Origin of the sequence: Pseudoalteromonas sp. RW-H-Ap-1 (genome assembly GCF_048318575.1) — a bacterium.
In the GTDB taxonomy this organism is placed as follows: Bacteria; Pseudomonadota; Gammaproteobacteria; order Enterobacterales; family Alteromonadaceae; genus Pseudoalteromonas.
This window is the reverse complement of sequence record NZ_CP166996.1, coordinates 1975036-1987409: the sequence shown is the minus strand read 5'-3', so window position 1 is coordinate 1987409 and position 12374 is coordinate 1975036. Positions and strand designations below refer to the sequence as shown.

14 protein-coding genes are annotated in these 12374 nt (G+C 40.6%); 12 read left to right on the top strand and 2 right to left on the bottom strand.

Annotated elements, in window-relative coordinates; all coding sequences use genetic code 11:
- Nucleotides 1-4: 4 nt before the first annotated feature.
- The 6 genes from AB8618_RS09380 to AB8618_RS09355 all read left to right on the top strand — a co-directional run bounded on the left by AB8618_RS09380 (nt 5) and on the right by AB8618_RS09355 (nt 5302).
- Complete coding sequence (locus tag AB8618_RS09380) at nt 5-1369, top strand: MotA/TolQ/ExbB proton channel family protein (RefSeq protein ID WP_010388563.1); 1365 nt, start codon at nt 5-7, stop codon at nt 1367-1369.
- Nucleotides 1369-1893, top strand: a complete 525-nt coding sequence (locus tag AB8618_RS09375; protein WP_004588135.1) for a MotA/TolQ/ExbB proton channel family protein — start codon at nt 1369-1371, stop codon at nt 1891-1893. Before AB8618_RS09380 ends, AB8618_RS09375 begins: the two co-directional genes overlap by 1 nt.
- A 14-nt stretch (nt 1894-1907) precedes the next feature.
- On the top strand, nt 1908-2312 hold the full coding sequence (locus AB8618_RS09370) for an ExbD/TolR family protein (RefSeq protein WP_138609413.1): 405 nt from the start codon (nt 1908-1910) through the stop codon (nt 2310-2312).
- A complete protein-coding gene (locus AB8618_RS09365; RefSeq protein ID WP_010388569.1) occupies nt 2312-2926 on the top strand; it encodes an energy transducer TonB in 615 nt (204 codons plus the stop codon). The genes AB8618_RS09370 and AB8618_RS09365 overlap by 1 nt, the downstream gene beginning before the upstream one ends.
- Before the next feature lie 11 nt (nt 2927-2937).
- A complete protein-coding gene (locus AB8618_RS09360) occupies nt 2938-4197 on the top strand; it encodes a tetratricopeptide repeat protein (RefSeq protein ID WP_138609409.1) in 1260 nt (419 codons plus the stop codon).
- A gap of 61 nt (nt 4198-4258) precedes the next feature.
- Nucleotides 4259-5302 carry a hypothetical protein gene (locus AB8618_RS09355; protein WP_409423352.1) on the top strand — a complete coding sequence of 348 codons (1044 nt, stop codon included), beginning with the start codon at nt 4259-4261 and terminating at the stop codon, nt 5300-5302.
- Between the two features lie 14 nt (nt 5303-5316).
- Here the strand turns inward: AB8618_RS09355 and AB8618_RS09350 are convergent, their stop codons facing one another.
- Complete coding sequence (locus tag AB8618_RS09350) at nt 5317-5643, bottom strand: TraR/DksA C4-type zinc finger protein (RefSeq protein ID WP_409423351.1); 327 nt, start codon at nt 5641-5643, stop codon at nt 5317-5319.
- Between the two features lie 59 nt (nt 5644-5702).
- Entirely contained in the window at nt 5703-6683 is a 981-nt protein-coding gene (locus AB8618_RS09345; RefSeq protein WP_409423350.1) for a tRNA-dihydrouridine synthase, read from the bottom strand.
- A 190-nt stretch (nt 6684-6873) separates the two neighbouring features.
- Between AB8618_RS09345 and AB8618_RS09340 the strand changes: the two genes are divergently transcribed.
- The 6 genes from AB8618_RS09340 (at nt 6874) to dnaX (ending at nt 12330) form a co-directional block, all read left to right on the top strand.
- The gene (locus AB8618_RS09340; protein ID WP_198523331.1) at nt 6874-7362 is read left to right on the top strand and encodes a hypothetical protein; all 489 of its coding nucleotides are present in this window, start codon (nt 6874-6876) and stop codon (nt 7360-7362) included.
- Between the two features lie 64 nt (nt 7363-7426).
- Nucleotides 7427-8284 (top strand): DUF692 domain-containing protein, encoded by an 858-nt coding sequence (locus tag AB8618_RS09335; protein ID WP_413402401.1) that lies wholly within the window; start codon nt 7427-7429, stop codon nt 8282-8284.
- 54 nt (nt 8285-8338) lie between these two features.
- Complete coding sequence (locus AB8618_RS09330; protein ID WP_413402399.1) at nt 8339-9091, top strand: DUF2063 domain-containing protein; 753 nt, start codon at nt 8339-8341, stop codon at nt 9089-9091.
- Nucleotides 9092-9163: 72 nt separating this feature from the next.
- Nucleotides 9164-9286 (top strand): hypothetical protein, encoded by a 123-nt coding sequence (locus tag AB8618_RS09325; protein ID WP_008109320.1) that lies wholly within the window; start codon nt 9164-9166, stop codon nt 9284-9286.
- Between the two features lie 155 nt (nt 9287-9441).
- Nucleotides 9442-9987, top strand: a complete 546-nt coding sequence (apt, locus tag AB8618_RS09320; RefSeq protein WP_008109316.1) for an adenine phosphoribosyltransferase — start codon at nt 9442-9444, stop codon at nt 9985-9987.
- A 3-nt stretch (nt 9988-9990) separates the two neighbouring features.
- The gene (dnaX, locus tag AB8618_RS09315) at nt 9991-12330 is read left to right on the top strand and encodes a DNA polymerase III subunit gamma/tau (protein WP_413402396.1); all 2340 of its coding nucleotides are present in this window, start codon (nt 9991-9993) and stop codon (nt 12328-12330) included.
- The last annotated feature ends 44 nt before the right edge of the window (nt 12331-12374 follow it).

Here is a 12374-nt window from a genome sequence, read left to right as displayed (position 1 = left end):
AATAATGAAGAAACTATTTAAAGGTTTTGCTGTTGCAGCAGTACTGTCTGTTTCTGCCGGTACCGCGCTTAATGCACATGCAAATACTGACGCTTTAGATAAAATTCTTGAGCAAGTAAAGCAAGAGCGTATCTCTGAAGGAAAAATCAATAAGCAACGTGAACAAGAGTTCTTGTCAGATCGTGCTGATAAGCAAGCGTTACTTAACAAAGCGAAAAGCCAACTAGCTGCTGAAAAAGCACGTGGTGATCGTCTTAGCAAAGAATATGCACAAAACGAAAATACTTTAGCGGAAAAAGAGCAAGCTCTTCAAAACGCTCAAGGTACGTTAGGTGAAATGTTTGGTGTTGTTCGTCGTGCAGCAGCAGATGCGATTGGTTCAATTGAAGCATCTTTAGTAAGTGCTGAAAAACCAGGTCGTGCTGAAGTACTTCGTTCATTAGCAGCAGCTAAAGAACTTCCAACTGTTCGTGAATTAGAAGAACTTTGGATTTCACTTCAAACAGAAATGACTGAATCAGCAAAAGTTTCAACGTTTGAAACTGAAGTTGCTGGTCTTGACGGTAACCCGTCTATGAAAAAAGTAACACGTATCGGTAACTTCAACTTAGTTACAGACGACGGATACTTAATCTACTCACCAGAGACTAAATCTATTCAGCCTCTAGGTAAGCAACCTGACAGCTATATCCTTAAAGGTATTTCTGATTTAGAAGGTACTTCAGCTGATAACTACGCTGGCGTATACGTGGATCCTACACGTGGTGCAATTTTACGTATTAACACTCAGAAAAAGTCTCTTATGGAGTACTACGAGCAAGGTGCTGAAGTTGGTTACATCATCACAGTATTACTTGTTGTAGGTCTTTTAATCTTCTTAGTACGTTTCGTTGATTTAGCGCTTACTACTTCTAAGATCAAAGGTCAGCTTAAGAACTTGTCTACACCGAATACAAATAACCCACTGGGTCGTATTCTTAAAGTGTACTCTGACAACAAAAACCAAGATGTTGAAAACCTTGAGCTTAAACTCGATGAAGCGATTCTTCGTGAAACGCCACGCATCGAAGCGGGTATTAACATCATCAAGATCCTTGCTGCTATCGCACCATTACTAGGTCTACTAGGTACGGTAATCGGTATGATCCTAACGTTCCAAACAATCACATTGTTCGGTACGGGCGATCCGAAGATCATGGCTGGTAACATCTCTCTAGCACTTGTAACTACAGCGCTAGGTCTAATTGCAGCTCTACCACTTATCCTACTTCACTCTATTGTTGCAGGTCGTAGTAAGTCGGTATTACACATCCTTGATGAGCAAAGCGCGGGTATCATCGCGACTCACGCGGAGAAGGAGAAAGCCTAATGCTAGTCCTGATGGAGATCTGGGAATCTATCAGGGATTTTGTTGGCACAGGCGGCCAGGTTTTATACGTGGTCGCGATAGCACTCTTTCTTATGTGGGTTTTAATGATTGAGCGCTATTGGTTCCTACTTGCTGAATTTCCTCGTTTAACGAAGGATATTGTAGCCAAGTGGGATGCCCGCCAAGACACTACGTCTTGGTACGCACACAGAATCCGTGAAGCATGGATTTCTGAAGCGTCTGAAAAATTAGATCAGCGTATGTTGTTGATTAAAACATTAGTAGCTGTATGTCCTTTAATAGGCTTACTTGGCACTGTTACGGGTATGATCGCGGTTTTTGAAACCATGGCAACCCAAGGTACAGGTAATGCACGTTTAATGGCATCAGGCATATCAATGGCAACAATCCCAACAATGGCTGGAATGGTTGCGGCACTATCTGGGGTATTCTTTAGCTCACGCCTTGAGGCAAGAGCGAGAATGGTGAAAGCCAAACTTGTAGATAGTATGCCTCATCACTAGAGAGAGAATTAAATATGGCACGTAAACAACGTTTTCGTGAAGAAGAAGAAGCAGCGGTAGATATGACGCCAATGCTTGACATCGTATTTATCATGCTTATTTTCTTTATCGTAACTACATCGTTCGTTAAAGAGGCTGGTATCGAGGTCAATAAACCAAAAGCTGCCCAAGCTACGAAGCAAAAAAATGCTAATATTTTTATTGCTATTCGTAATGACGGTGCAATCTGGATTGATAAACAGCAAGTTGATGTTGAACGTGTTTCAGCAAAAATTGAAAGTTTATTAGCAGAACAACCTACAGATGTTGTAATTTTGCAAGCTGATAAAGAAGCAAAACATGGCACAGTGGTTAAAGTGATGGACCAGATTAAAGCGACAGGTGATAACCTGAGAATTTCAATAGCTGGAGATCAGTAATGATTCGTTTTCTGTTTTCACTGATTGCAGGTGGGGCAGTTACTTTCGGCTTGTTCTACTTCATGGCATACCTCATCTCTGGTGGGGCTGACCGTAATACGGAACAAAAAGAGCAGATCATAGTCGAAATTATGACGAATCCGCCTGAATCTAAGGTGCAAGAGAGGAAGCGTGTACCGCCTCCGCCTCCGCCACCGCCAAAGCAGCCGCCTAAACCGCAGCCGCCACAGCCGGAAAACAGCAACCCAAGTACGAGCTTGTCGTTTAATATGCCAAGCATCGATGTGGGAAGCACGGCTGGTGGACTGAGTGGTCCAGGTGCATTTGGACGAGATGGTGATGCGACACCGATCGTTCGTATTGAACCAAAATATCCAACACAAGCAGCACGTGATGGTAAAGAAGGTTGGGTTCAACTTTCATTCACAATTGATGAGTTAGGTGGTGTGATTGACGTTGATGTAATCGACGCAGATCCAAAACGTATCTTTGACCGTGAAGCTAAACGTGCATTGCGCAAGTGGAAATACCGTCCTAAGATCATTGACGGCAAACCACAAAAGCAAGTTGGTTTACAAGTTCAACTAGACTTTAAACTTAACCAAGGCAACTAAGGAGGCGAGTAATGAGAAATTTTTCTAAAGTAACTGCACTTGCAATTCTTATGTCTGTGTCAGGTGCAGCATTAACTGCACCTGTTTTAGCGGCGCCAGATTACGCGAAAATTGAAGAGCGTAAGAAAGCAAAAACTAAAATCATGGGCGAACGTACTGGTAAAAAAGTAATTAAAGCGTTTGATTTGTATAATGAAGATGATGTTGATGGTGCAATCGCTTTATTAAAAGAGTTAGATCCGTCTAACGACTTTGACAAAGCAACTGTTAATCGTTACTTAGGCAGCATGTATGCTCAAAAAGAGCAGTACAAAGTTGCTATTAAGTATATGAAAGCAGCGATTGCTCCAGATGTATTAAACTTTGCTGATCAGGCTCAAGGTTTAAAAACCTTAGGTGACATGTATGCAGGTACTGAACAGTACAATGCTGCAAAGCAAGCATATTCTGATTGGATGGACTTTACAGGCGAAGAAGACCCAAAAGTTTACACTCGTATTGCGCAAGCAAGCTATGAGCTTAAACAGTTTAATGAGGTTCTCGAGCCGGCAAACAAAGCAATTAAGTTAGCAAAAGAGCCTAATAAAGCTCCTTATCAACTTAAATTAGCTGCCTATTTTGAGCAAAAGCAATATCAAAATATGGTTAAAGTTGCTGAAGAAATCGTTCGTGTATGGCCTGAAGACAAAAAGTCTTGGGTAGGCTTAGGTAAGTATTATTTACAAACCGAAGAATACAAAAAAGGCCTAGCAACTATGGAAGTTGCTTACAAGAACGGTTACTTTGAAAACGAAGTTGAATACAAAGTTCTAGCTAATTTTTACTCTTTAAACGAAATTCCTTACAAAGCAGCTGTAACGCTTGAAAAGGCCGTTAAAGAAGAAAAAGTTAAACGCACTAAGCAAAACATGAGTGCGATTGCTAGTAACTACCATCGTTCGAAAGATATAGAGAAGGCTGCTAAGTACTACGAAGAAGCTGCTAAATTTGATAATGATGCTGAGCTTTATCGCAAAGCCGGTTCATTACTTCTACAATCTGAAAAATTTAGTGCTGCCGTTGTTCGTTTGAACAAAGCGTTAGAGCTTGGCTCTGACAAAAAAGGTACTATATATTCAGATTTAGCTGAAGCGTTTTACTACCAAGGCAAGTATAAGCAAGCACATGCTGCTATTACTAAAGCTATGGACGATCCAACCACACGTAGATTTGCAAAAGGTTGGGCTACATATATTAAAGATAAAGCCGCTCGCAACGGTGTTAAAATTTAATATTTAATGTACTCTAGTATTTTTAAAAAGCCCCATTGGGGCTTTTTTTATTGGAATTAACATGAACAAAACGCCTATTATTCCATTGCTCTTTTGTTTGCTTTTAGCATCATGCTCAAAGCCAGCAGATTTGTTTTCATCTTATAAAGAGGCACAAAGCGCGTTAATATCACTTAATACGGCTTTAAGTGCACAAAAGAACTTAAACAGTACAGGGCTCAGTAATGAACAACTGCCTTTTACTGATTCATATTTAGCGCGTCGCCACGCTATTTACCAGCAGCTAATGCAAATGAAGTTATCTGCTGCACAAACTCATCAAGTAAATTATTTGGTGATTGCTGAGCGGTTTCCAGAGCGTTATTTTGCATGGCCTGCACACACTGATGTGCTATCAAACATGCTTTCGATAGTTAAAAATGATGCTCAGTATAAAAACATTGAGCAGTGGCTGATATTTGTTAAATCACAGCTACAAGCCGCTGAGAAAAGTAACTTAAAGCTTAATAAAATAGAGCATAATTATTTAAAGCACTATGTGCAGCAAGCAATTAATAGTACTGACACACCTATTGAGCTTAATGAGTCTCTGAGTGTATTAAATAATTACTTAATGCAGTATAAGCCAAGAGGCAGCATTGGGTTGTCTGGTCTTGCTAATGGCAGCCAGTGGTACCAAAGTAAACTAAATTATTTTGCAAATGATGTACTTTCGCCGCTTGAGTGGCTAAGCCTTATAGATAGTAAATTTAAAACAATGCAAAGCTCAACCGAGCAATTAACGGTGGGTACGTCTGATGTATCGCAGCTTAGCGAAACATTTTTAAAAGAGACGCAAGTATTAGGTTTAGATTGGTCAACGGGTTATAGGCTACTACCTCAACTTGCTAGTACTAAGCAATTAACGGCAGCAGATAAGCGGCTCTATTTAGCGATGATGGAAACTGATCTTGGGGTGCATTACCACGCGTGGACATTATCGCAAGCGCGCTTAAATTTACTAAAACGTCTCAATATTAGTGAAGAAGATGCGAGAATATTAGTTGAGGATATTATTTTTTATCCAGGGCAATCATTTAGTTTTGCACCGCAATTACTCATTTAAACTTAAGTGCGCTACTACTTAGCGCACTTATCACACCGCTGAGTAGCAGGGTCTCTTTCTAAGTGCTGCTCTGATATTTTCTCTTCACAGTCACAGCAGTAGCCATATTGACCAATATCTATTTGACTAATTGCTGCTTCAAGCTTGTTCATTCGTTCAATTAACGGATTATACTCATTACCTAATTGTTGAGCGGCTAAATCAAGCCACTCTTCATTAGATGTTTGGGTTAGGATGCAGAGTAAGTTTTGATGTGTAGGGTGAGTTGATTGTGACAACAAACCTAATATCGTTGCTTTAACACTTTCTATTTCATCGTTTAGTCGTTGCTGATGGTGCATTAGCAGTATAACCCTTAAGTTAATTTGTAGTGATACTGCTATTATCTATTTAGATTTGTTTAGGTGTTATGATTTGCATCAAATTGTGGCGCTTTCGCATATTTCTTTAATACTTCGGCTACCTCATCCTTTGCTTTTAAACGACGAATTTCATCAAATAATAGCCCAGCTTGTGGATATTGGCGTTTTAAATAACCAAGCCATTGCTTTGTTCGAGATGCAAAATATTTATTATCTTTGCTAGCTGTTTGGTGCATAGATGAATGAATAATATGGTGTAAAATATTCTCCCAAGTGAGCTCGTTGTAGCTTTCGTTATTAACTTGCGCTTTAATTTTTCTTGCGAGATCAGGATGTGAAAGGGCGCCACGACCAATCATCAAATCACGACAACCACTGCGTTTTTGGCATAAAAGTGCATCTTGTATTTGCCAAATTTCGCCATTGGCGACCACTGCAATTTTTTTATCTTTGACCAAAGGAGGAATTTTTTCCCAATAGGCGGGTGGATTGTAGCCATCGCGTTTAGTACGTGCATGTATAGCAATGCTGTTAGCACCCGCGCTAACAACGGCATCGACAATTTCTTGGCTGTTACTATCATCATCAAAACCTAAGCGAATTTTAGCACTTACTTCATGCTCATCATCAACGGCATCCCTTACCGTTTTTATAATCGAGTACATATGTTCTGGATCTTTGAGTAATACAGCACCGCCTTTGCTTTTATTGACTGTTTTTGCTGGGCAACCAAAGTTTAAATCAACGCCATGAGAGCCTAAGCCAATTGCTTTTACAGCGTTTTCTGCTAATACGTCGGCTACTTGGCCTAATAACTGAATACGAACCGGAGTACCACTACGAGTGAGTCCCGCATTTTTAAGTTCAGGGCAATAACGGTGGAATACTTTATCTGGAAGGCAAGTATCTACAACACGGATAAATTCGGTCACACAAAGATCGAAGCCGCCTATGTCGGTAAGTAGTTGCCGCATTTTAAAGTCAACGACACCTTCCATGGGTGCTAAAATAAGTTTCATAGTGTGATTAATGTATTACTAAAAAAGGAGCGCCAGTTTACCTGTAAATCATAAATTGATAAAACGCTTATTAAAGTTCATGGTTAGTTAAATAACTTATTTGCAAAAAAAATAGAAAATTTGAAAGTTTTTAGTTTAATACCGGTCTACTTTTATAATGATGTTCAACAAGTTTAAAAGGTAATTAAAAATGAATACAATAAAGAAAAACTCAATTGCATTAACATTAGGCGCAGTGGTTGTTGGCAGCGCAAGTATGGCGAGTACTGATGTTCAAGCTAATCCATTTGAGTTTCAACAAATGGTAGCTGGTTATCAATTAGACGCTGGTGAAGGCAAGTGCGGCGAAGGCAAATGTGGCGGCGACGCTAAAGCGAAAAAAGAAGGCAAGTGCGGCGAAGGAAAATGTGGCGGCGACGCTAAAGCGAAAAAAGAAGGCAAGTGCGGCGAAGGTAAATGCGGCGGTGATGCTAAGGCCAAAAAAGAAGGTAAGTGCGGCGAAGGTAAATGTGGCGGCGATGCTAAGGCTAAAAAAGAAGGCAAGTGCGGCGAAGGTAAATGTGGCGGCGATGCTAAGGCTAAAAAAGAAGGCAAGTGCGGCGAAGGTAAATGTGGTGGCGATGCTAAGGCCAAAAAAGAAGGCAAATGTGGCGAAGGTAAATGTGGTGGTAGCCACTAAACTTTTCTTTTTCAGATAAGTGAGAGGGCCATTAGGCCCTTTTTATTTAATATGAGGTTTTATTATGGCTCAAAATCAAACGCCTAACTTTGGCATGGTCGGTTTAGGCTTGCGAAGAGAAATGCTTGATGAGCTTGAGCATGCTATACCAAAACAAATTGAGTTTATGGAAGTGGCTCCAGAGAACTGGTTAAAGCTAGGTGGGCGCTTTGAAAAGCAATTTAAACAGTTAACTAATAATAATCACTTTGTTTGTCATGGTTTGTCACTTTCTATTGGCTCGCCTGAGCCGCTCGATATTGAATTTATAAAGTCGTTAAAATCTTTCTTTGATCACCACAATATTAAGGCCTATAGCGAACATTTAAGCTATTGCTCAGGTAAAGGCCATATGTATGACTTAATGCCAATTCCTTTTACTGAAGAAGCGATTAAACATGTCGTTTCCCGGGTTAAGCAGGTACAAGATATATTAGAGCGACCACTTGTGCTGGAGAATGTGTCTTATTATGGGGCCCCTGGCCAGCAACTATCAGAGCTTGAATTTACCAATGCTATTTTAGAAGACGCAGACTGCCAGCTGCTATTAGACGTTAATAATATTTATGTGAACTCGATTAATCATGGTTATGATGCACAAGCGTTTTTAAGTGGGCTACCAACTAATAAAATTGCCTATTGCCATGTTGCAGGTCACTACAATGAAGCTGATGATCTCATTATCGATACGCACGGTGCTGATGTTATCGACCCTGTCTGGCAATTGCTCGATAGCGCATATCAAGCACATGGTGTTTTTCCCACACTGCTAGAGCGAGATTTTAATATTCCGCCTATTAATGTGTTAATCAAAGAGTTGGATATAATCCATCAATTACAAGCAAAGCATCTTAAGTTGTTATCAACAGCACAAAGCGCTTAGCTTTTTATGCTTAACAAGTACTTGCTATTTTAGGGTTTCAAAAGAGTTGTTGTTATGAGTTTTATTGATGTACAAAATGAGTTTATGGCCCATATTCGAGAGCCTAATAAGCAGCCCTGTCCAACTGATGTTGAAGACAGACGAATGGCCATTTACCGGGATCTGTTTTTTAATAATATTAATGGCTTTGTTTCATCGGCATTTCCAGTTTTAAAAACACTCTATAGTGATCAACAGTGGCTATTACTGGTTCGTCAATTTTTTAGTGAACATGATTGCCAGTCTCCTTATTTTTTAGATATTGGTGAAGAATTTATTACCTATTTAATGACAAGCTATGTACCTAAAGAGTCTGATCCGGTATTTATGCTGGCGCTAGCCCATTATGAATGGATTGAACTAGACGTGTCTGTAATGAAGGCTGACCCCCTTGAGGTTGTTCTGAGCGACAACAAGCTTACTCATTCTCCTTTGTATTTATCTAAAACAGCGCGTAACTTAAGCTACGACTATCCCGTGCAACATATTAGTGAAGAATTTCAACCTCAACAGCCTTCAGAGCAGCCGTATTTCTTTGTTGTTTATCGCGATGAGGATGATGAAGTGCAATTTTTGGCAACCAACGCCATGACCGCCATGCTACTGTCTATTATTGAAAATGATGCGGGGATTACGTTTGAGCAAGTTTGCCAACAGGTTAGTGAAAATGCACCACAATTTAATCTAGAGCAAATAACACAAGGGGCACTGAGTACCTTAACAGCTATGGCACAGCGGCAAATTATAGTGACAAAAAATCAAGACTAAGCTCTTTATTGATTATTTCACATCGTCTATTATAGCGCCTTTATTTGTTGTGCTTAATAAAAGGTTGTACCCATGTCAGATGATAAAGACTTTAAAGACCCGTTCAATGCGGCTTACTTTTTTGCATTCTTAGCCGTATTTGCTGGAATAGGGTGTTTAAATGCCATTTTAGGTTGGATCACCAGCTTAACTTAATCAGGTTTTATTTTAAGGCTGTTGTTTTTCATCAGCCTTACATTTTTATCACTTCCCTCTCCCGACACTTTATAATTATCGCAAACTCGCAATTTACGACCACTTAAGGTTATAATCACCTGCTTTGTAATATTAATCATTGAGCAGTTAAAATTATGACTCAAGTAACACCAGCAATTATCAAAAACAGCATTACTACAATTGCTGATTATCCTAAAGCGGGCATTATGTTTCGCGATGTAACAACCCTAATGGCAAACCCTGAAGCGTTTAAAGCAACCATAGATGCATTTATTGATGCTTATAAAGACCAAGGTTTTACTAAAATTATCGGCACTGAATCACGTGGCTTTATTTTTGGTGCACCGCTATCTTATGCCTTGGGTATCCCTTTTATCCCTGTTCGTAAACCCGGTAAATTACCGCGCGAAGTTATTCGCCAAGATTACCAACTCGAATATGGCGAAGATACACTAGAGCTTCATACTGATGCGATTGTAGCCGGTGATAAAGTATTATTAGTCGATGACTTGTTGGCGACCGGTGGTACAATTGAAGCAACAGCCAAGTTGGTTGCAAAATTAGGCGGAAACGCCACAGATGCTGCCTTTGTTGTATCACTTCCAGAGCTTGGTGGTGAGCAACGCATTGAAAAAATGGGCATCAATATTTTAAAATTGGTTGAATTCGAAGGCGAATAATCGATGAGTTATCAGGTTCTAGCGAGAAAATGGCGTCCTCAAACCTTTCATGAATTGGTTGGGCAGTCTCATGTAAAACAGGCGTTGGTAAACGCGCTGACTCAAAATAGACTGCATCACGCTTATTTATTCACTGGAACCCGTGGTGTTGGTAAAACCACCATTGCTCGTATTTTTGCCAAAAGCTTAAATTGTGATGAGGGGATATCTGCCACACCATGTGGTCAATGTAGTAGCTGTGTTGATATAGAGGCAGGGCGCTACATTGATTTACTCGAAATAGATGCGGCTTCACGCACCAAAGTTGAGGATACGCGTGAGATCCTCGATAACGTTCAATATGCGCCAACGCGCGGACGTTACAAAGTATATCTCATCGATGAAGTACACATGTTGTCAAAGCACAGCTTTAATGCGTTATTAAAAACGCTTGAAGAGCCGCCTGAGCATGTGAAGTTTTTGCTCGCAACCACCGATCCTCAAAAATTACCAGTGACTATTTTATCTCGCTGTTTACAGTTTAATCTGAATGCATTGTCGCAAGCTGAGATTAAGCAACAGCTTGAGCATGTGCTTACTCATGAGCAGCTTAACTTTGATAATGATGCGCTAAGTATTATTGCCAAAGCGGCCGATGGTAGTATGCGAGATGCATTAAGTCTGACCGATCAGGCGATTGCTCAAACAAATGGTGATATTAAAAATCAAGCGGTACAAGACATGCTTGGTTTAATGGACACGCATTACAGTCAGAGCTTACTTGCTGCATTATTAGCGCAAGATGGCACTGCACTGATGAATGAAGTTGCACAAGTCGCTAGCCGAAATCCAAATTACATTGCGCTGCTTGACGATTTAATTGCGCTAACGCATGTGATTCAATTGAGTCAATTAGTCCCTGAAGCGGCGGCGCTTGATAGCAATAACGCTGATTACATTGAGCATGTTGCAGCGCATACCCATGCTCAACAAATTCAAGTGTATTACCAGCTATTACTTAACGGCAAAAAAGATTTACAATGGGCACCTGAGCCTCGTTTAGGGTTCGAAATGATTATGCTCAGATTGCTAGCATTTGAACCTACGCAGCTGCAAACCAATCAACCTGAACCTAGCTCACAAGCTACGCCAGAGCAAAATAGTGCAGGGCGGGCTAATGCACTGCGTGATATTTTAAATAAAAATAAGCCAGCGCAGAGTAATACTCCTCAAACTCAGCCATTAGCAAGTAATACGCAGCCAACAAAAGCCGCTGAGCCTGAGGTTTCACAGCCTGATAATAGCCAAACACAACTTGAGCAAAGCCAGGTACAAAGTCAGTCTCAAATTGTCGATAACCCTCCTGTAATAAGTGATGAACAAGCGCAGCGTCAAAGCGAAGATGATGCCTACATGCAGCACAGTGATGTAGAACAAACCATTGCCGCACAATACGATGATGTAATGAGTAGCGCTGTTGATCAAGGGTTTAACCCTGAGTTAGCAAATGCCACGAGTAACGCAGAACAGTCTGCGTCATCAATGGGTGAGCAAGAAGCGCGAGCACAGTCAGCAATAGCGCGTATTTTACGCGATAGAAACATTTCGGGTGCCGGTAAGCTTTCAAGTGCCGCTATTGAAAAGCCAACTGAAGAAAAACCAGCACCGACAAAATCCGAATTTAGTCGTCCGGTGGGCAATGAAGCACAAACTGTATCGCAGCAGCCACCGCCATGGGATAATGAGGTGAGCGATGACCTGCAAAAAAAGCCTCAGCTCCCAGCACAGGGGAGCCAAGCTCAGGTAGCAAATAAGCCAGCCAGTAAAGTTGACTTTAAAGCAAAGCATCAAACGATTACTGAAAATTTAGCACCGGAGCTATTAGAGCAAATTAACCCGCAAAAACCAGCACCTGTTGTTGAACAAAAGCCTAGTATTGTGGTTCCAGATGATTTTCAAAGCCCAATTAGTGAAATTAGATTTGCCCATCAACAAGACGAGTGGGCCTATTTAATAAAGCGTATGGAACTTGGCGGACGTATGCGCCAGTTTGCATTGCACTCAATTTTTACCAAACAAGACAATCATTTCCATATTGAAGTGGATGAATCGCAAAAGCACTTAGATACGCCAATGTTACGTCAAAAGTTAAATGTGGCGTTATCTAGTATTTATGGACACAACGTTGAGCTTAATATTGATTTTGCTAGCGGGGTGATTGACTCACCTTATTTGATTCAACAAAAAATTGATGCAGGTCGTCACCAGCAAGCGATTGATGTGATCACCAGTGATGAAAATATAGTACAATTTCAACAGCTATTTAGCGCTGAAATTGACGAAAACAGTATTCAGGCATTGTAATTAACGACCAGTGCCCTTATTTATACTCCAGTTAATGTATTAAA